This is a genomic window from Bacteroidota bacterium (assembly GCA_013360915.1).
In the GTDB taxonomy this organism is placed as follows: domain Bacteria; phylum Bacteroidota; class JABWAT01; order JABWAT01; family JABWAT01; genus JABWAT01.
The window spans coordinates 499605-519857 of sequence record JABWAT010000002.1; the positions used below are offsets into that span (position 1 = coordinate 499605).

Genomic DNA, 20253 nt, shown 5'->3' on the forward strand with positions numbered 1-20253 from the left:
GGCCTTTTATGAATACATCCTGGGTTTATGTAACCCGTCAGCTTCACTTTAATGCGGCCCACAGACTCTTTAACCCGCAGTTTTCAAATGAAGAGAATAACCGGATTTTCGGGCTTTGCAACAATCCGAATGGTCATGGTCACAATTACGAAATAGAGATCACGGTTTACGGACCTGTTGATTTAAAAACCGGCTATGTGATTGATCTGAAGGAGATTAAAGATCTTGCCGAGGAAGTGATCATTCAGGATTGTGACCACCGGCATCTGAATCTGGATGTTCCCTGGCTTTCTGGTGTGATTCCGACAGCAGAAAATCTGGTAATTGCATTCTGGAACCGTCTCGAACCCCATTTTAAAACTGCTAAACTCTACAACATCCGACTTTATGAAACACCAAGAAACTTTGTCGACTACCGCGGACCTTTCCCCGGATGAACTTAAACGGCTGGAAACAATTGCATCCGGGATGGAACACATCATCGGGCAATTGGGAGAAAACCCTGAACGGGAGGGTTTACAGAAGACTCCCATGCGGGTGGCGAAGGCGCTCCGCTTTCTCACAAGCGGTTATCAGCAAAATCCGGTTGACATCCTGACAAGCGCCCTGTTCAGAGAGCGGTATGATGAAATGGTGCTGGTAAAGGATATCGATTTCTATTCCATGTGCGAACATCACATGCTGCCTTTTTTTGGGAAGGCCCATATTGCCTATATCCCAAATGGTAAAATCGTTGGGCTATCCAAGTTGCCCAGACTGGTGGATGTCTTTGCCCGTCGGATGCAGGTACAGGAACGAATGACCCAGCAGATCAAGGATACTCTGCAGGAAGTGCTGGAACCACAGGGGGTTGCCGTGGTGATTGAAGGCCGCCACATGTGCATGATGATGCGGGGTGTGGAAAAACAAAATTCCATCACCACCACCTCGGCCATGTCTGGTGTATTCCTGACCGATCAGTCCACACGTTCCGAATTTATGCGGTTGATCAGGCACTCCAATCTATGAAACCTGGTGGGGTGATTGTAACGGGAGCGGGTAAGGGAATCGGCAGAGAGACCTGTCGTTGGTTTGCCCGGCAAGGCTGGCACGTTTATGCCTTTTCTAAAACGTCTGCTGATCTGCTGAGCCTTGAAGCAGAATTTCCCGGTCAGGTTGAGGGATTTGCTGGTGATGCCTCTGATGAAGCAGATGTCAGACGTTTTTTTAACGAGTTTCTGGCCGGAAAAACAACCCCTTCGGTTCTTGTTAACAATGCCGGCCGGTTTGTCCAGTCCACTCTTGAGGATTTGAGCCCCGCAGTGTTTGAAGAACAGTGGAGAACCAATACATTATCTACCTTTCTGTTAATGAAAGGTATACTTCCTGTTCTGAGACAGGCGGGCACCGGCCAGATAATTAATGTCATCTCTGTTGCAGCAAAACGTCCCTTCACAGGATCGGGTGCCTACTGTTCCTCTAAATCAGCCCAGGACGGATTGGCTGGAGTCATGCGGGAAGAGTTTAAGAAGTGGAACATCCGGGTAACGAATGTGTATCCGGGGGCGGCTTTTACAAACTCCTGGGTGGGTACAGGGGTGGAGGAAAAACGGCTCATGACAGCCGCTGATGTGGCGAAGGTAATTGGTCAGGCCGTGGACCTGGAGAACAACATGGTCCTTGAGGACATTGTTCTCAGGCCGGTTGCAGGCGATCTATAATTTGAATTTCACAGGGATGGCGACGGAAGAAACCACCGCTTTCCCTCTGTGACTGGCCGGAATAAACTTGGACCGGTAAATGGTTTCTACTGCGGCTTCATCGAGGGTGGGATCCACAGACCTGATAACCACGCACTGAGTGGGATCCCCATACTGATTGACGGTTACGTTAATCAGGACCGTTCCTTCCAGTTTACGCTGAATGGCCATCGGAGGATATACGATGGCTTTTATAATCGCTCCGATTCCTCCAACCGGTTCGGGTTGCTGATCGGGATTTTCCACCATCTCGACCACATCGGTTTCATCAATGAAAATTTCACCTTCCTCGGCAGCATCTTCTTTGGCCGTCCCGGGTGTTGCAGAAGCCGTGGCTGTTTCAGGAGAGGCCTGGGTACCACTTGCAGCTCCCGGAGCCTGTGTTGCATCGGCTTGCCTGCGTTCCGCTGATTTTGACATGGGCTCCGATTTAGGAGCCGAGACAGCGGTTAAAACGGGCCGTGAAGGTTGCTCAAGTGATTCCATACCGAGTTTAAGTTTCAGTGTGAATTTCGGATTCACCCTGATGGTCTTTGCAAAGTCTGAATAGGAGTTCTTCTTAGCAGTAATCAGGTAGGCACCTGCCGGAATGTTTACGAAACTGAAATTGCCATTCTGATCCGTTCTGGTGGAAAATTTGACCGCTCCATCCTCAAAAAGAATAATGGTGACCCCAGACAAACCAGATTCTGAAGTTTTATTTACCACCTTTCCACTGATTCTTCCATTTTCGTCATCAAGGTAGGTTCTGCCGTTGGTGACCAATGGTAAAGAAAGGAGAAATATTAACAGGATGGTTGTCGGTCTGTTCATGATGATATCCCTGAAATTAATCAGACATGCTGCAGGTGATATGGTAGTCGATAAGCCTATTAAAGCTCGTACAGTTAAATAAGTTAAACGCTTGTTCGTTGATTACTTAATAAATAAATAATTAGACAGAATTTAATTAAGATATGCTGCTAAGATATTTACTCAGATATCGACAAAGATTAGTGATCTGAATCATTAAATCAACCTTAGAATGATGAAGGAAGACACTTTTTTGGTAAAATGAATGGGTAGTCGGGGTTGGAAGCGTTTTTATTTTTCGGTTCCACTCCGATCGGGAAGTGTGGGAAAAAATTCCGGATAAAGTGTGGGGATGTTTATTGGTGCTTAAGAGTGCATTAGAAACAGAAGATTGAGTTTGATTGATCAGGAGTGGTCCGATACTTTTGCAGGAAACCATGAGGCCGACCATGTCATCACTGTTTAATCGTCTTGTTGTTGCATCGATCCCACTGGTACCCAAACCGATCGTACGGTATTTTGCCCGGCCGTATATCGCGGGTGAGTCACTGGCTGATGCATTGAACACCATCCGGGATATCAATCGTCTGGGAGCCATGGCTACCTGTGATTTACTGGGTGAATTCATTACCGAAAAATCTCAGGCTACCCGTGACCTGGAAGAATTAAAAAACCTGATACGGGCCATTCATCAGGAGAAACTCAATTCCAATGTCAGTGTAAAGCCCACCCAGATGGGTTTGTTGCTGGATGAGGAATTTGCTTATTCAAACATCAGGGAATTGGTACAGCTTGCCAGTCAGACGGGGAATTTTATCCGGATTGATATGGAAGATTCCGCGTGTACTCAGAAAGAGATCGACCTGTACCTGCGCCTGAAGAAGGAATTTTCGAACGTTGGACTGGTAATTCAGGCCTACCTGAAGCGGACCAATGCAGACATTGATCTGCTGGTTAAGGAAAATGCCAACCTGAGACTTTGTAAAGGCATTTACCGGGAACCGGCCGAAATCGCCATTCACGACCGCGAGGCCATCCGGGCCAGTTTCCTCCGTCAGGTCGAGCAAATGTTTATTCACAACTGTTATGTAGGCGTGGCAACCCATGATGAATATCTGGTGAATGCCACCATTGAACTGGTGAAAAAACATCAGGTCCGAAAGGAAGCATTTGAGTTTCAGATGTTACTGGGCGTTCTGCCGGCCCTGAGGGACCGTATTCTTTCAGAAGGATACCGGCTCCGGATTTATGTGCCATACGGCAAACAGTGGTATGGCTATTCCACCCGCCGTTTCAAGGAAAATCCGGAAATTGCCGGATATGTTGCCAAAGCCATTTTAGGAATCAGAAAGTAAAACACTCAATGCCCAGTATTCCACATCGCATCCCGTCCGTCCAGATACCCGGCAATTCCGGTTTTCTTAAAGGCCGGTTGGTAAACCTTATTACCACCACCGGAATTCAATTTGCAGGCACTGCAGAGTCGATTTCCGACAACTCCATCGGGATACGGGATGCCCGTGGTCACCGGCATGTGTTTGAACTGTCCGGTGTGTCAGAAGTGGTCACTGAAACCAGGGCACCGGTCCGTTGATATGGCAGAAAAAAATCTGCAGAGTCTTCTGGCTGAGCTTCAGGATAAAATTGCACGGAATGATCCTGCCAGTAGCACCGTAAAGCTGATTTCAGGAGGGAAGCCGGCTGTTCTGATCAAACTGGTCGAGGAATCATCTGAAATCTGGATGGCTTATCGTTTTGAAACCCAGAATGATCTTGCACTTGAACTCAGTCAGTACTGGTATTACCTGCTTGTTTTAGGATTGATTCTTCAGGAGCCAGGCTGGGCCAACCGGATCTCTTCCTGGCCTTTGAAAACACCGCTGAAGGATGAAACAGTGACTCCGAAGAAACTGGTTCAGGAAACTGCCTCTCTGGCCATCCGCTCCGGATCCTTTGGTGCCGATGATCTGGAAAGACTTTTTCATCTTTCCTGGGAAATCGGTCAGCAACGAGAGTTGTCACTTTCAGCGGTTCTCGCACATCTTTAAACCCTTACTTCAGAGGAATATTATGAAACCCAGATACCGTTTTCGGGTCGGGATCCCTAAAAATGACCGGCTGTTTTCTGAAATTTCCAGCCTGTTATACCAGGCATCACTGTGGGATGAACCCCGCCGCCGCCAGCTGTTTTCTGACCTGCATGACCAGGAATTGTCACTGATCTTCGGACGGGCCGGGGAAATCGCATTGTCACTGGCCGATTCGAAGCTGAGCTGCGGATTTACCGGCCGTGACCTGATACTCGAACAAGCCAACCCGGATATCGTTGAGATACTTCCGCTCGGAATCGGAAAATGTCATCTGGTGTTTGCCGTTCCTTCCGATCAATTGAACCATCCCATCAGTTTCTGGGAAGGGAAAACCATTGCAACCAGCTTTGTTCACCTGACCCGTGCCTATTTCGAGAAAACCGGAACCCGCGTACATGTGAAAGAGGTATCGGGGGGAGTGGAAGGCAAAGTGGCAACCGAAGAAGCCGACGCGATTGTGGATCTGACTGAAACAGGAACCACTCTGGAAGCCAACGGACTGCTGATAAAGGACCGTTTACTCGAAACAGAAATTGTCTTTGCCGCCCGTCGTGAATTTCTCAATGATCCGCGGGTGAGCATGATCAGAAACCGGCTGGAAGGAGTCATGACGGCCCGAAAGTCGATCATGATTGAATACATGATACCCAAAGAAAAGCTCGATGATGCCATCCGGGTGGCCGGGGGACAGAAATCACCCACTGTGGCCCCGATTTATGGCGATGACCGTTACTTTGCTGTCCGGATTGTTGAACCAAAGTCGCGCGAAAACGAAGTGATGGATAAACTGAAATCGATTGGTGCGGTCGGAATATTCAGTGTGCTTCTGAACAATACCCGTGTCTGACCCCATCCGGTTATCTTTACTGAACCTGAGTCTGTTTGCCCCGGATGGCCGCTGTGTCAACCTGCGAGGGAATGATCTGCAGGCTGACCAGGTACCAATTCCACTGACCAGTCTGTTGTCTGAACCCATTTTCTTCCCGGATGATTTTGGTGGCTTTCCGGTTCCTCCTGTGGTTCACCGGGATTCTGCGGGGAATCTCTGGCTGGACTGGACTGAATCAACCGCGATGTCGTCTGCCGAAGTGGTTACGTGTCTGACAGACCGGATTTTTCAGATTTGTCTCGAATGGTCCCATGAATTTCCGGGAAGTCAGGTTCAGATTCTGGATGGAGAGGCGGTTCATCCCGATTGGGTCAATCATGTTGTGAAGAGGCTCGGGCCCGTCTTTCCGCTGAAAATCGGTTCCTGATTTTGAATTAAACCTTCATCCCGCTTATATTTGCTTGTCTAAAGGGAAAGTGGCTTCAGGCGAAGACCACTTTTTTTATTTAACAGATGACGAAACAAACCGATACTCAGCAACTGATTCAATCCATCGCAGACCGTGTCTGTCTGGAATCCGGTGCATTTGTTGTGGATATCAGTCTGACTGGTACCCCGCGGAAACGGGTGATAGACATTCGTGTTCAGACGGATGAAGGAATTAAAAGTCAGGAATGTGTTGAAATTGCCCGGCGCATCAATGAAGAGCTGGGAGATCAGGATCTGTTTGATTCGCCCTGGGATATTCAGGTAGGAAGCCCGGGAATCGGGTTTAAAATCAGAAACTGGCGTGCTTTGAAATCACAGACTGGTCGCCTGGTTCTGGTGACCTTCAAAGCCACTGACCGCCCTGTTCTGAAAGGTCATCTGAAATCAATAGAACCCTCTGGCATTATTCTGGAAATCCGCAAGGACCGGAAGCAGCCTGCAGAACTTGTAACCGTGGATTTTGAAGCCACAGACCATGTGGTTGTTGATATTGAATGGTAAAGGACCTCGCATATGAACGTCGAAATCGTTGAAACGTTTGCCCACATTGCACGGGATAAAAACATCGATAAGGATATCCTGTCGGGTATTATCAAAGAAATTTTCATGAATATGATCAGGAAGAAGTATTTCACAGATGAAAACTTCTCGGTCATTGTAAACATGGACAAAGGTGATATTCAGATTCTGCAGGAAGTGGAAGTGGTTGAAGATGTCTTCAGTGACATCGATGAAATCTCCCTGGAAGATGCACTTAAACTTGATCCGGATTCACAACTGGGTGACATCACGGTCCGGATTGTTCCTCTGGCCAGTTTCGGCCGGCGTCTGATCATGCAGGCCAAACAGACTCTGAACCAGAAGATCAGAGATCTGGAAAAAGATCACATTTTCAATGAGTATGCAGCCCAGATCGGTGATATTGTGGTGGGAGATGTTTACCAGAAGGGTAAGAGCTGGATGCTGGTCAACCACAACAAGGTTGAACTCTTCATGCCCCGTGATGAGCAGATTCCGAAAGAGAATCCGAAAAAGGGTGAAACCATCCGGGCGATTATCAAGGAAGTCAAGCGACTGACCGACTTCAAGGAACAGGAAATTCAAAAGAAAAGGGATGACAAGACCGGCAAGGAGCGTATCCGGAAGGAAAACTACAACAATGATCCCGTGATTGTGATTTCACGGGCCGATAACAAGTTTCTGGAACGGCTGTTCGAAATCGAAGTTCCCGAAATCTACGACGGAATCGTTCAGATCCGGTCCATTGCCCGTCAGCCGGGTGAGCGCGCAAAGATTGCAGTTGAGAGTACCGATGACCGTGTGGATGCAGTGGGAGCCTGTGTGGGAATGAAAGGAACCCGTATCCACTCGATTGTTAAGGAACTCAGCAACGAAAACATCGATGTGGTTTTATTCTCGCCCGATCCGGCCACTTTTATTGCACGGTCGCTTGCACCTGCCAAAATTCTGAAAGTGGAACCAGATGTTAACAGGCGTTATGCACGGGTCCATGTTCACACCGATCAGGTCAAACTGGCCATTGGTCGTGAAGGGCAGAACATCAAGCTGGCTTCGCTTCTGACAGGATATGAACTGGATGTGATCAGGGAATTCAAGCCAAGTACCGATGATGACATTGATATCATGGAATTCAATGAGTTTCCTGCAGATTTTCTGCAGAAACTGGTTGAAGCCGGTTATGACAGTGCACGTCGGGTAATGCAGGTATCGCCGGAAGATATTGCTACCGATACCAATACAGATATCGACATGGTGACCGATCTGATGGAAGCCATTGAATACGAATTCAGAGAGGATGATGAAGCCTGATAGGGCCCATCCATCTCATCAGTTATTGAGGAAAAAAAGGCAGGTATGAAAGTTTTCCAGGCCGCCAAGGAATATAACGTTACGGTCGAATCAATCATTGAGCACCTTCATAAAAAGGGGTACAAGGATGTCACCAACATGACTTCCAGACTAACCCCTGAGATGCTTGAGGATTGTGCCAGTTTCTTTCAGAAAGACAAGGCTGCTGCTGAAAGGCAGACGCAGAAGCTGAAGGAAATTACGGTTTCACGTCAGAAGGACGTTCCGGAACCGAAGCATGCAGAACCAGTGGTAAAAAAGGCAGAACCGGCAAAACCGGTTGCAGCCCCGGCTCCTCCGGTGGTCATTCCGGAACCGGAACCTGTTCCGGAACCAGTGGCAGAACTGCCAGAGCCTGAACCGGAGCCAGAACCGGAGCCAGAACCTGTGGTGGTACTTCCGGAACCCGAACCCGAGGTGGTTCCCGAACCGGTTGCAGTCAGACAGGAAGAACAACCAGAACCGGAACCGGTATCTGAGGTTGTTCATGACATCCCGGAACCAATTGCCGAACCTGAACCAGAAGTTGCCCCACAGGAAGAGGCCGTTGTGCCCCCTGCGATGTCTTCTGCAGAGACAGCCAGACTTGATGAAGAGAAGTCGGGATATAAATCTCACCAGCAGTTAGGCCGGATGAAGCTGACAGGGCCCAATGTGGTTGGGAAAATTGACCTTGCAGCTGTCAATGAATTTAAAAAACGCCCACGGAAAAAAGGGCGTGCCGATGAGGCACCTGCTCCTTCAGAATCGGGTGCCGCCGGTCAGCAAAATCGTGGACCAAGGCCCCAGAGACCGGATGGAACACGTCCGGAAGGTCAGCGCAACGATCCGAATCGTCCCCCGAGACCTCCCCGTCCGGGAGAAGTGAGACCGGCTCCTCAGGCCTTTTCGCCAGCCGATGCCGCTAAAAAGGCAGCTGCGAAAGGGAAGGATCACAAGCCAAAAGAGGGCGAAGCAGCCACCGATAACCGTGATCTTGGCAAGAAGAAGAAAATTAAAAAGGGCAAAGTGGTTGATATCTCGGTTGAAGATGTTAACCGGGCTATCCGGACCACGCTTGCGACCATGGAAGACACGGGTCCGAACGTCAGAAAATCAATCAAGAAACAAAAAAGACGTGATCGGGAAGCGGCTGAGGTTGAAAAACAGGAAGAAATCATCCGGAATTCATCCATTATCCGGGTAACCGATTTTGCCAGTGCCAATGAATTGGCTGGTCTGATGAGCGTTCCGGTAAACCAGGTTCTATCCAAGTGTCTTGAATTGGGCTTGTTTGTTTCCATTAACCAGCGCCTCGAAAAAGATCACATTGAACTGATTGCAGGCGATTTCGGATTCCAGGTTCAGTTCCAGGAAGAGTTTGCCGAGGATCTCTATGAATCGGTGGATGACGATCCGGCCCTGCTGAAAACCCGTCCACCGGTGGTAACCATCATGGGACACGTCGATCATGGAAAAACCTCGCTGCTCGATTACATCCGTAAAGCGAACGTGGTGGCAGGCGAGGCAGGCGGAATTACCCAGCACATTGGTGCTTATTCAGTTAAAATGCCCGATGACCGGATGATTACGTTCCTCGATACACCGGGTCACGAAGCATTTACTGCCATGCGTGCCCGTGGTGCGAAAGTAACCGACGTGGTCATTATCGTTATCGCAGCCGATGACAGCGTAATGCCGCAGACAGTCGAAGCCATTAACCACGCTCAGGCAGCCGGTGTTCCGATGGTGTTTGCCATCAATAAAATCGATAAGCCCGGCGCCAATTCTGAACGGATTTATCAGCAGTTGTCTGAAAGAAACATTCTTGTTGAAGAATGGGGCGGAAAATATCAGGTAGCCAAAGTCTCTGCCAAATCGGGTGTTGGTGTGCCGGAACTGCTCGAAAAGGTATTGCTGGAAGCTGAAATTCTGGATCTGAAAGCCAATCCGGACCGGAAGGCGCAGGGAACCGTGGTTGAAGCCGAACTTGATAAAGGAAAAGGTACCATTGCCACCATTCTGGTTCAGAACGGAACCTTGCGGGTGGGCGATATTTTCCTCTGCGGTGCCACCTACGGACGGATAAGAGCTTTGCAGGATGAACGTGGCAAGAAACTGAAATCGGCCGGACCGGCTACTCCTGCTCAGGTATTGGGATTTGATGAAGTGCCTCAGGCCGGTGATGTGCTGGTGGTAATGGATTCCGAAAAGGAAGCCCGCGACATCGCCACCCGCCGGATGGTTCTGAAACGCGAACAGGAACAGCGCAAAGCGCAGAAACACATGTCTCTGGATATGATTTCCCAGCGGATGAGTGAAGGATCGGTTCGTGATCTGAACATCATCGTCAAAGGGGACGTGGACGGATCGGTGGAAGCACTCTCTGACAGTCTCATGAAACTCTCGACCGGTGAAGTCCGCGTTCGGGTGATTCACAAAGCGGTCGGACCGATTACTGAATCGGATGTTCTGCTCGCTACCGCCTCTGATGCGGTGATCATCGGATTCCAGGTCAGACCTAATCTGAATGCCAAGAAACTGGCTCAGACCGAAGAGATTGATATCCGCCTGTACTCTATCATCTATGATGCCATCAATGAGGTCAAAGCGGCTCTGGAAGGAATGCTGTCACCTGACATTACTGAAGAAGTAACGGCCACGGTCGAGGTCAGGGAGACCTTCAAGATTTCCAGGATCGGTACCATCGCAGGTTGTTACGTCCAGGATGGAAAGATCACCCGCGGCTCGAAAGTGCGGGTCGTTCGTGATGGCATAGTCGTCTATACCGGTGAACTCGATTCACTGAAACGGTTTAAGGATGATGTGAAAGAGGTGGAAAAAGGCTACGAATGTGGTCTGTCTGTCCGCAATTTCAACGATATCAAAACAGGTGATATTGTTGAATCCTTCCATCTGGTGGAAACCAAGCGAAAACTGGTTAACTAACCACCTGAATTGTGTGATCTTAAAACCGGACCCTCAACGGTCCGGTTTTTTTTTCTCTGCCGGGGATTCTTTCTCCCAAACCGACGTTGTAAATTTAAACAGAAGCCAGAGGGGCAGGACCATGTCTCACCGTACTCAAAAAGTAGCCAGCCTGATCAAACAGGAAATCGGAAAACTCTTTACCAATGAGTTTGCCGACCTTTCACCCAATATGATCACCGTCACCCAGGTACGAATGTCTGATGATTTATCGGTTGCAAAAGTGTTTCTGAGTGTCTGGGGTCGTATTGAGGATGTGGATCTGACCTTTATCAGACTGGAAGAAAGAAAAAAAGACATCCGGTACGAACTCGCCAAATCGATTAAAAACCACTTCAGAGTAATTCCTGAACTGATTTTCAGAAAGGATGACTCGCAGGAGTACTCACAAAAAATCGAGGCACTCTTCAAAAAGATACATGAAGAGGAGCAGAACCGGCATTCATGATAGTGATGGGTTTTTCCAACTGGCCCGATGGCTGGTTTCTGGTCGATAAACCTGCCGGCTGGACGTCTTTTGATGTCGTCAATAAGCTCAGGCGTGCTCTGAGGGTCAAAAAGGCCGGTCATGCGGGCACTCTGGATCCGGCGGCTACTGGTCTGCTGATTCTTGCCACAGGAAAAAACACACGTCAGATCGAAACCGTTCAGGGATTGGATAAAACCTACACCGGTACCATCACGCTCGGTCAGACATCGGCTACTTACGATCAGGAGGGAGCACTGACTCCGTCTGGAGACCCCGGTACCGTTTCAGACCAGCAGATCCGGGATCAAATCGAATCGGCGTTCACGGGTACGATTCATCAGGTTCCTCCCATGTTCAGTGCACTCAAGCGGGATGGGAAAAAACTTTATGAACTGGCCCGCCAGGGAAAAACGATCACCTTAGAAGCAAGACCTGTTCAGATATCCCGATTTGACTGGACCCGGCCCGTACCTGAACAGATTCACTTTGCCATCACCTGCTCCAAAGGAACTTACATCCGGTCCATCGCCCACGATCTGGGGTCTGCTCTCGGGTGTGGCGGTTATCTTTCTGATTTACGGAGAACTGCCATTGGTCCTTACCAGATCAGTGAGGCACTTGATATTGAAACAATCATTGCCCGGTTCCGGCAGGTGGCAGGAGAAGAAATTCCCACATGAGTCATTCATCGCCTGTCATTTTCCACGGACTGGATGGATTCCCGTTTTCACCCAACCACTACCTGACCCTGGGTGCCTTTGACGGACTGCATCTGGGACACCGGCAGATTGTTGATCAGGTGGTGACGGCCGCCCGGTCCAATCATGGGGAATCGGTGCTGATTACCTTTGATCCGCATCCGCAGGAAGTTATTCAGAAGGGACCAGACCCCTTTTTCCTTCTTTCTACCCTTCCGGAGAAAATACAGGTCCTAAAACACACGGGTCTCGATAAAATTCTGGTTTTGCCGTTTACCCGGGATTTTTCAGAGCTTCCTCCTGAAGCCTTCATTAAAAATATCCTTGTCGGGCGGGTTGGCATGCGGAAAATCTGGATCGGCTATGATCACGGGTTTGGTCGTGACCGGTCCGGTGGTATTGATCTGCTGAAACAACTGGGCCCTGAATGCGGCTTTACGGTTGAACAGGTGGGTGCCCATGAGGTAGGTTCGGTGGTGGTATCCAGCACCAAAATTAGAGAAGCAATCAGACACGGACAGGTCGAGCTGGCCACTGAAATGCTCGGATATCCCTACACGGTTTCAGGTATCGTCAGCCGGGGAGAGGGAATTGGCCGCAAAATCGGTTTTCCGACAGCGAATATTTTTGTTGAGCATCCGAGGAAACTGATCCCGCATGGCGGTGTGTACCACGTTGAACTGCTGATCGGGACCGACTGGCACCGGGGTGTGTGCAACATCGGTCAGCGCCCCACCTTTGATGGTCAGGAGCTCAGAATTGAAGTCCATCTGCTTCAGTTTCAATCGGATATCTATGGAATGCCGGTTTGTTTGCGGTTTCATCGCCGTTTGCGTGAGGAAAAAAAATTCCCATCGGTCGATGAACTGATCAGACAAATCACCAAAGATGTGGAAGAAGCAAATATTTTCTGGAATGGCTCCGGATGGTGACATTCGGGAAGAAATCTTCTATTTTTACCACCCCCCACGATTATCAATTTATGTTCTGGCCTCTGTAAGGAATACGTATGGGAAAAGTGATTGCTGTTGCCAACCAGAAGGGCGGGGTAGGAAAAACCACGACTTCAATAAATCTTGCCTCCTCTATTGCGGTGGCCGAGATTCCTGTTTTACTGATTGACATCGACCCTCAGGCCAATGCAACCAGTGGAATCGGCTTTCCAAAGGAGGAAATCGGGAATTCCATCTATGATGTGATCATCTCGAATGCAGATCCGCGTGAGTGCACCCTGAAAACTCAGATGCCCTTTCTGGATATTATTCCCTCGCACATTAACCTGGTGGGTGCTGAAATTGAAATGGTTGGAATGGATGAACCCCACAAAAACCTGCTCAAAGCACTGACTCCGCTTCGTCAGAAGTACAAATACATTATTATAGATGCCCCTCCCAGCCTGGGTCTGCTCACGCTGAACGCACTGACTGCTGCCGATTCGGTCCTGATTCCGGTTCAGTGCGAATATTTCGCTCTGGAGGGACTCAGCCAACTGATGAATACCATCAACCTGGTCAAAAAGGACCTGAATCCATCTCTGGATGTTGAGGGAGTTCTGCTGACCATGTTTGATGCCCGCACCAACCTTTCCCGGCAGGTGGCCGCCGAAGTGAAAAAGTATTTTGGTGAAAAGGTGTATGAATCCATCATTTTCCGGAATATCCGGATTGGTGAGGCACCCAGTTTTGGAAAACCACTGATTCTTTATGATGCCATGAGCCCGGGTACCGAAAATTATCTGGACCTTGCCAATGAAATCATGCGTAAGAACCGTGATACCTCCTTTACACGCCGGGTCAAAGCCTGGAATGATACCGATCAGGACAAACCGTTTTTTAAGGCCATCCTTCAGAAAAAAAATCAGATTGAAACGGTGACAGGAGATCGGGTATAGTGGCAAAACTTGCATTAGGCCGCGGGTTGGGTGCATTGTTACCCAGCGATGATGGCGAGAAAAAAGTCCAGCAGGTGGTGAAAGAAAAGTACCGGGTTGATGAAACGGTTATCAACACCCAGTTCATCACGGTTTCTTCCGACCTGATTGATCCGAACCCCTTTCAGCCAAGAACCGAATTTGATCCTGAGGCACTGGAGGAATTAAAGAATTCCATCATTGAGCATGGCATTATTCAGCCGCTGACCGTCCGGCAGAAGCCCAATGGCCGGTATGAACTGATTGCTGGCGAACGCAGGCTGAGAGCTTCGAGACTGGCCAGTCTCGGAACCGTTCCTGTTTATATTCTGGATATACGGACAGACGAGGAAATGCTCGAACTGGCCATTATCGAGAACATTCAGCGCAAGGATCTGAATGCCATTGAGGTGGCTAACGGGTATCGTCGTCTCATGGAAGAATGCCACCTGACCCAGGATGAAGTGGCTAAACGGGTTGGGAAGGACCGGACGACAGTTACGAACCTGCTCCGTCTTTTAAAACTCCCCGATTTTCTGCAGGAAGCCATTGTACATGGACAGATTTCCATGGGACATGCGCGCGCCATGCTGATGGTGAGTGACGACGATTTTCTTAAAGAACTGACTGAACGGATTATCCGTGAGGATCTTTCAGTCCGTGCGGTGGAGCGGCTGGTAAAAGCAGGACCGGTTCCTGTTAAAAAAGAGCCCAAACCAGTCAGAACTCCCGGATCGGCATCAGTTCAGGATGTTGAACGCCGGTTGAGGACGGTTTTATCCACCAAAGTGTCCGTACGGGAGAAAACAAAAGAGTCCGGGTCCATCACCATTGAATATTTCAGTCTGGATGAATTGGAACGGATTCTGGACCTCATTGAATCGGCACCGCATGAGTAACCGGCTGATCCTGCTGTTCCTTCTGATCAGCGGACCCGTGTTTGCACAAACCACCAACGATACCCTTTTTACCGGTCAGGAATCCAAATCGCCTGGCGGTGCCATGCTGAGAAGCGCCATTCTTCCGGGTTGGGGCCAGATTTACACGGGTTCTTATCTGAAAGCGCCCCTGGTGCTCGGAACGTTTGCCACATTCGGGGGAATTGCCTGGTGGTATCATGACCGCTATACAAAATATCAGACCCTGACAAAAGAAGCTTATGCCGCTCCGGATCAGGAACTGGAAGGACGACCAGCCACCCTGTACCGGGCTTACAGAGAGTTTTACCGTGACGAACGGGACCGGTATCTTTTCTATGTTTTCCTGACATACATGGTTAATATTGCCGATGCGTATGTCGAAGCCCATTTAGCCGATTTTGATGTCAGCGGAGATTTGTCGGTAAAGCCATTAAACTCCCCGCCTGACCGGGAATCTGGTCTTCAAACCCCTGGATATCAACTGACCTGGTCCCTGACCTTCTGACCCTTCAATTCCGGAAAATCAATCATGTACCGGTTAACCCCAATTGTTGAGAGTTTTATTGCAGACAGTGACACACCCGTCACTGTGTTTCTGAAACTCAGAGCGTATTATCGCCTGCCATTTTTATTTGAATCGGTTGAATCGGGAAACCGGATCGGCCGGTATTCATTTATTGGCATCGAACCCGTTTTTGAAGTAAAAAGTGACCATGAACGGGTTACGGTTGAACCAAAAGTTTCCTGGTTTTCACTTCCGTTGCCAGAGGGTAAACCCGTCGATCAGTTGCGGGCTTTGCTTGGCAGCTTTTCCACCAGTGTGGTTCCCGGCCTTCCCGGTTTTACCAGCGGATTGGTTGGACATTTTTCATATGAGTCCATTTCGCACACCGAACCTCATCTGGTGTTTTCAAATCCGTCAGATTACCCGTGCCCCCTTGTTCACCTGCTGGGTTTCGATACCCTCATCATTTTTGATAATGTGACCCGCCGGCTTCATCTGGTTTCAAATGTCTGGAGCCATGACACAAACCCGATACCGGCCGACTATTCAGATGAATCGGCCGTTCGGCGCAAACTGGACCGGGTTCGAAATCAGATTCTGGATCTCCGGTGCCGGTTTCCTCAAAAGTCGGTTCCTTCCCATCCTGATTTTCATGCGGCTCCCGATGTTTTCAAAAACGGGGTGGAACAGACGAAATTTCACATCAGGGAAGGTGATATTTTCCAGTTGGTTCTTTCCAGACGTCTGTATTCCACCTATGAGGGGGACAGTTTTGAACTGTTCCGCGCTTTACGGGTGATCAATCCTTCTCCTTACCTGTTTTATCTCGATATGGGGAACGGGCTGACCGCGGTGGGATCCAGTCCAGAGGTCATGGTCAGAATCCGCGACCGTCAGGTGGAAGTCAGGCCGATTGCCGGTACCCGCCGCAGGGGAAAAACGGAGGCCGAAGACCTGGCCATTGAGCAGGAGCTGATGACAGATGAAAAGGAACTGGCCGAACACCTGATGCTGATCGATCTGGGTCGAAATGATGTGGGAAGAGTCAGCGAACCTGGTTCAGTCTCGGTTCCTGACCGGATGGTGATTGAACGGTACAGTCATGTGATGCATATCGTGAGCGGGGTGACCGGAAAGCTGAAAGCAGGAATGACTTCCATTGATGCGTTTTTCAGCTGCTTTCCTGCGGGAACGTTAACCGGTGCGCCGAAAATCAGAGCCATGCAGATCATTGAGGAACTGGAACCAGTCAGAAGAGGCATCTATGGAGGGGCCATCGGGTATCTCGATTTTAATGGTGGCATGGATACATGTATTGCCATCCGCACACTGGTTCGTCATGGAAATCAGTTGTTTTTACAGGCGGGTGCCGGAATTGTAAGTGATTCCACACCTGAAAGGGAATATCAGGAGACCCGTGAAAAACTAGAGGCGAACCTTTCCAGCCTGAATGTGGTCAGGGAGTTGCTGCCATGATTTTGCTGATAGACAACTACGATAGTTTTACTTATAATCTTTATCAGTATCTCGCCGAACTGGGAGCCGACGTCAGGGTTATCAGAAATGACGACGTGCCGGCAGCAGAAATCCGGAATCTGAATCCGGCCGGAATTGTTCTTTCTCCCGGACCGGGGAATCCGAAAGAAGCTGGTATCACGCTTGAGGTGATTCGGTTGTATCATCAGCAGATACCGATCCTTGGAGTCTGTCTGGGTCATCAGGCGATTGGAGAAGCCTTTGGCGGGACTGTTACCTACGCACCCACACTGATGCACGGAAAAACCAGCCAGATTCATCATGATGGAACCGGACTTTTTAAGGGACTGCCCAGTCCGTATCGTGCGACGCGGTACCATTCTCTGATGGTCAGCAGGGACCAATTGCCGGCCAGCCTGAGAGTGAATGCTGAAACAGAGGATGGAGTGATCATGGGACTTGAACACCGGGAGTTTCCGGTTGCAGGGGTACAGTTCCATCCCGAATCCATTCTGACTGAGCATGGAAAACCCCTGCTGAAAAATTTTCTGGAGAAACTGAAGTGAAATCAATTCAATTCGATCCGGTCCGTTACACGCAGGATACCTGGCGGATATTCAGAATCATGGCCGAATTTACTGAAGGATTCGAAAAGCTGGGCAGCCTTGGACCGGCGGTTTCTATTTTCGGATCGGCCCGGACCAAACCGGGTGAATACTATTACGAAAAGGCTGTCCGGATCGCCCATCTGCTGGCTGAAAAAGGATTTGCCATCATTACCGGTGGCGGCCCGGGAATTATGGAAGCCGGCAACAAGGGTGCAAAGGAAGCCAACGGAATCAGCGTAGGACTTAACATTGATCTGCCTCATGAGCAGCATCACAATGCCTATATCGACCGTCACATGCTTATTGAATTCGATTATTTCTTTGTGCGTAAAGTGATGTTTGTTAAATACGCCCAGGGCTTTGTCATGATGCCCGGCGGCTTTGGTACCATGGATGAGATGTTCGAGGCCATCACGCTGATTCAGACCCAAAAGATTAAACCCGTTCCCATTATCCTGGTTGGAACCGCATTTTGGGGAGGTCTGCTCGACTGGATCAAAACGGCCATGCTGGCCGATGGAAAAATTTCCCCGGAAGATTTGAATCTGTTTCATGTGACCGACAGTGAGGCCGAAGTCTGTGAAATCATCGAAAATTTTTACAAAGAGCAGGTATTCAGTCCCAATTTCTGATATGGTCCCCATGATTCTGTTGCTTCTTTTTTTGGGCGGATGCCAGCCCTCTGCTCCTCAACCGGTTTCTGATCCGGCTCACATCAGCCATCAAACGGTGCTTCCTGCCTATCCCGATACCATGGTGGTTTGCGGGATTCGGTTGCCACTGGAGGATCCTGAAGTACGGGATCGGTTTGAAAGGGAATTCTATAACACCCTGCACAATGAAAATGTGTCACAGCAAACCATTGCTGCCGCCAATACCGTTTTTCCCATCATTCTTCCCATCATCAGAGAAGCGGGCTTACCCGAGGATCTGAAATACCTGGCCATTGCTGAATCCAACCTGCGCACCGCAGTCAGCGTGGCGGGGGCAACCGGTGTCTGGCAACTGATGGAACTGGTAGCCCGATCGGAAAACCTCAAAATCAATTATTGGGTGGATGAGCGAAATCATCTGGAAAAATCGACCCGGGTGGCCATGACCTTTCTGAAACATCTCCACAAAAAATATGGTGACTGGAATCTGGCCTTTGCTGCTTATAACGTCGGGGAAACCAACATCAATGACAACCTGAAGTTCCAGCATGTGAGACGGTTTTTTGATCTGTATCTGAATGAAGAAACCAGCCGGTACATCTTCCGGATTTATGCGGCCAAGGCCGTATTTGAGGATCCGACGAAATATGGATTGCCGGCCTATGAGTTTAAAACCGACTCTTACCGCTATGTGACCATCAACGGGCCGGTGGAAAACCTGACAAAGCTGGCGCTGGAGCAGGGAACCAGTTACCGTCAGCTGAGAATTCTGAATCCCTGGATCCGGCGCAGGGGTCTGCCGGAAGGTACCTGGACGCTTGCCTTTCCTTCATCATCGGTTCCCGGATCCATTGATCTGGCCGGCTATGAATACACAAAAAATCCACCGGTCGGAACCACACCATCCGGAGTGGTCACCCACAAGGTAACCGATGGGGATACACTGCTTTCAATCGCCCTGGCCTATGATGTTGAAGTGAATGAAATCAGACGATGGAATAATCTGAAGTCAGACATGATCATGGTGGGTCAGCAACTGAAAATCTACCTGAAATAACTGCAGGCGGGAGCCTGTTTTTATGTGGTTTTCTCCCTGATTCAGAGTAAATTACCAGACAATTCAGTCTCAGGCAGGTTACTCATGACTCAGGTTCTCATCACCGGGTTTCCCGGATTTCTCGCAAGCCGTCTGATGGTCAGACTCACAGACTTTTACAACGGCTATCATTTCATCTGTCTGGTTCAGAAAAAATTTCTTCCGCAGGCCGAAAAGCTGCGTACGGAATTGATGGCACAGCATCCTTCGCTGAATGGCCGTCTTGAACTGGTCACGGGAGACATCACCCTGCCCGATGCCGGATTGGAACCAGCAGTACTCGACCGGGTGATCCAATCTGCAGAAGATGTCTGGCACCTGGCAGCCATTTATGATCTGGCCATTCCACGTGAACCGGCTTATCTGGTTAATACCGTGGGTACAGGCCTGATTGCCGGACTGGCTTCCCGGATGAAAAACCTGAAACATCTGTTTTATATTTCCACAGCCTACGTCAGCGGAAAACGCACTGGGACGATTTACGAAGAGGAATTATCGGCGGGTCAGTCATTCAGGAATCATTATGAAGAGACCAAGTATCTGGCTGAAGTCGAAATCAGAAAATTTCGTCACGATCTCCCATTAACCATTTTCAGGCCGGGTATTATTGTTGGCCATTCCCAGACCGGAGAAACCCAGAAATTTGACGGACCTTATTACGTCATTCAGGTTATGGACCGGTTGCCAAAGGGGTTTCTGATGACCCTGCTTGGCAGCGGGAATCATACTGTCAATCTTGTACCGGTCGATTATTGTATCGGAGCCATGGCCTGGCTGGCCACCCATGCGGATTCAGCAGGAAAAGTCTATCATCTAACCGACCCGTCGCCCCTTACCCAGCTTGAAATCGCGCAATCCTTCAGCGATGCTCTCGGTAAAAACCTGCATTTTTTATCCGTTCCTTCCTGGCTGGCAAAAGGCGTGCTGAGTATCGGCCCTGTTGCCCAGCTGGCAGGCCTTCCATCTGTTCTGGTTGACTACTTCGACCATCCCCATCAGTATGATTGCACCAATACACTGGCCGGTCTGGAAGGATCCGGAATCCGGTGTCCCTCTTTCCGGGAAGTTTCACCGGTTCTTGTCCGGTACTTTCTTGAAAAGAAAAAAGAGTTTGCCACCCGTCAGGCATTATACTAGGAGGCAT

The 20253-nt window shown here is 49.4% G+C and carries 23 protein-coding genes; 22 read left to right on the plus strand and 1 reads right to left on the minus strand.

Features of this window, described 5'->3' with window-relative positions; genetic code table 11:
- Nucleotides 1–8 precede the first annotated feature (8 nt).
- The 3 genes from HUU10_05830 to HUU10_05840 are packed head-to-tail and all read left to right on the plus strand — an operon-like array spanning nt 9 to nt 1700.
- Complete coding sequence (locus HUU10_05830; GenBank protein ID NUQ81114.1) at nt 9–437, plus strand: 6-carboxytetrahydropterin synthase; 429 nt, start codon at nt 9–11, stop codon at nt 435–437.
- Nucleotides 388–1008: a GTP cyclohydrolase I FolE gene (gene folE, locus HUU10_05835; GenBank protein ID NUQ81115.1), complete on the plus strand. Its 621-nt coding sequence runs from the start codon at nt 388–390 to the stop codon at nt 1006–1008. The genes HUU10_05830 and folE overlap by 50 nt, the downstream gene beginning before the upstream one ends.
- Nucleotides 1005–1700, plus strand: a complete 696-nt coding sequence (locus tag HUU10_05840) for an SDR family oxidoreductase (GenBank protein ID NUQ81116.1) — start codon at nt 1005–1007, stop codon at nt 1698–1700. Before folE ends, HUU10_05840 begins: the two co-directional genes overlap by 4 nt.
- Here HUU10_05840 and HUU10_05845 read toward each other — a convergent pair.
- Nucleotides 1695–2552, minus strand: a complete 858-nt coding sequence (locus HUU10_05845; protein ID NUQ81117.1) for a TonB family protein — start codon at nt 2550–2552, stop codon at nt 1695–1697. The genes HUU10_05840 and HUU10_05845 overlap by 6 nt on opposite strands.
- Nucleotides 2553–2980: 428 nt before the next feature.
- Here HUU10_05845 and HUU10_05850 point away from each other — a divergent pair, with 428 nt between their 5' ends.
- The 19 genes from HUU10_05850 to HUU10_05940 all read left to right on the plus strand — a co-directional run bounded on the left by HUU10_05850 (nt 2981) and on the right by HUU10_05940 (nt 20246).
- Nucleotides 2981–3886, plus strand: a complete 906-nt coding sequence (locus tag HUU10_05850; protein ID NUQ81118.1) for a proline dehydrogenase family protein — start codon at nt 2981–2983, stop codon at nt 3884–3886.
- A gap of 8 nt (nt 3887–3894) precedes the next feature.
- Nucleotides 3895–4125: a hypothetical protein gene (locus HUU10_05855; protein ID NUQ81119.1), complete on the plus strand. Its 231-nt coding sequence runs from the start codon at nt 3895–3897 to the stop codon at nt 4123–4125.
- Nucleotide 4126: 1 nt separating this feature from the next.
- Complete coding sequence (locus HUU10_05860) at nt 4127–4579, plus strand: hypothetical protein (GenBank protein ID NUQ81120.1); 453 nt, start codon at nt 4127–4129, stop codon at nt 4577–4579.
- 22 nt (nt 4580–4601) lie between these two features.
- A complete protein-coding gene (gene hisG / locus HUU10_05865) occupies nt 4602–5468 on the plus strand; it encodes an ATP phosphoribosyltransferase (GenBank protein ID NUQ81121.1) in 867 nt (288 codons plus the stop codon).
- Nucleotides 5461–5877 (plus strand): hypothetical protein, encoded by a 417-nt coding sequence (locus HUU10_05870; protein NUQ81122.1) that lies wholly within the window; start codon nt 5461–5463, stop codon nt 5875–5877. Before hisG ends, HUU10_05870 begins: the two co-directional genes overlap by 8 nt.
- A gap of 86 nt (nt 5878–5963) precedes the next feature.
- A complete protein-coding gene (locus tag HUU10_05875; protein ID NUQ81123.1) occupies nt 5964–6440 on the plus strand; it encodes a hypothetical protein in 477 nt (158 codons plus the stop codon).
- Between the two features lie 12 nt (nt 6441–6452).
- Nucleotides 6453–7769 (plus strand): transcription termination/antitermination protein NusA, encoded by a 1317-nt coding sequence (locus HUU10_05880; protein ID NUQ81124.1) that lies wholly within the window; start codon nt 6453–6455, stop codon nt 7767–7769.
- A 45-nt stretch (nt 7770–7814) separates the two neighbouring features.
- Complete coding sequence (infB, locus tag HUU10_05885) at nt 7815–10736, plus strand: translation initiation factor IF-2 (GenBank protein NUQ81125.1); 2922 nt, start codon at nt 7815–7817, stop codon at nt 10734–10736.
- A 121-nt stretch (nt 10737–10857) separates the two neighbouring features.
- A complete protein-coding gene (rbfA, locus tag HUU10_05890) occupies nt 10858–11223 on the plus strand; it encodes a 30S ribosome-binding factor RbfA (GenBank protein ID NUQ81126.1) in 366 nt (121 codons plus the stop codon).
- A 5-nt stretch (nt 11224–11228) separates the two neighbouring features.
- A complete protein-coding gene (gene truB / locus HUU10_05895) occupies nt 11229–11924 on the plus strand; it encodes a tRNA pseudouridine(55) synthase TruB (protein ID NUQ81127.1) in 696 nt (231 codons plus the stop codon).
- Entirely contained in the window at nt 11921–12874 is a 954-nt protein-coding gene (locus HUU10_05900; protein ID NUQ81128.1) for a bifunctional riboflavin kinase/FAD synthetase, read from the plus strand. Before truB ends, HUU10_05900 begins: the two co-directional genes overlap by 4 nt.
- Nucleotides 12875–12951: 77 nt before the next feature.
- Complete coding sequence (locus tag HUU10_05905) at nt 12952–13833, plus strand: ParA family protein (protein NUQ81129.1); 882 nt, start codon at nt 12952–12954, stop codon at nt 13831–13833.
- A complete protein-coding gene (locus tag HUU10_05910) occupies nt 13833–14750 on the plus strand; it encodes a ParB/RepB/Spo0J family partition protein (protein ID NUQ81130.1) in 918 nt (305 codons plus the stop codon). Before HUU10_05905 ends, HUU10_05910 begins: the two co-directional genes overlap by 1 nt.
- A complete protein-coding gene (locus HUU10_05915) occupies nt 14743–15276 on the plus strand; it encodes a hypothetical protein (GenBank protein ID NUQ81131.1) in 534 nt (177 codons plus the stop codon). The genes HUU10_05910 and HUU10_05915 overlap by 8 nt, the downstream gene beginning before the upstream one ends.
- A 24-nt stretch (nt 15277–15300) precedes the next feature.
- A complete protein-coding gene (locus HUU10_05920; protein NUQ81132.1) occupies nt 15301–16752 on the plus strand; it encodes a chorismate-binding protein in 1452 nt (483 codons plus the stop codon).
- The gene (locus HUU10_05925; GenBank protein NUQ81133.1) at nt 16749–17318 is read left to right on the plus strand and encodes an aminodeoxychorismate/anthranilate synthase component II; all 570 of its coding nucleotides are present in this window, start codon (nt 16749–16751) and stop codon (nt 17316–17318) included. The genes HUU10_05920 and HUU10_05925 overlap by 4 nt, the downstream gene beginning before the upstream one ends.
- A gap of 59 nt (nt 17319–17377) precedes the next feature.
- On the plus strand, nt 17378–17992 hold the full coding sequence (locus HUU10_05930) for a TIGR00730 family Rossman fold protein (protein ID NUQ81134.1): 615 nt from the start codon (nt 17378–17380) through the stop codon (nt 17990–17992).
- 10 nt (nt 17993–18002) lie between these two features.
- On the plus strand, nt 18003–19070 hold the full coding sequence (locus HUU10_05935; protein NUQ81135.1) for a transglycosylase SLT domain-containing protein: 1068 nt from the start codon (nt 18003–18005) through the stop codon (nt 19068–19070).
- Nucleotides 19071–19154: 84 nt separating this feature from the next.
- Nucleotides 19155–20246: an SDR family oxidoreductase gene (locus tag HUU10_05940; GenBank protein ID NUQ81136.1), complete on the plus strand. Its 1092-nt coding sequence runs from the start codon at nt 19155–19157 to the stop codon at nt 20244–20246.
- Nucleotides 20247–20253 lie beyond the last annotated feature (7 nt).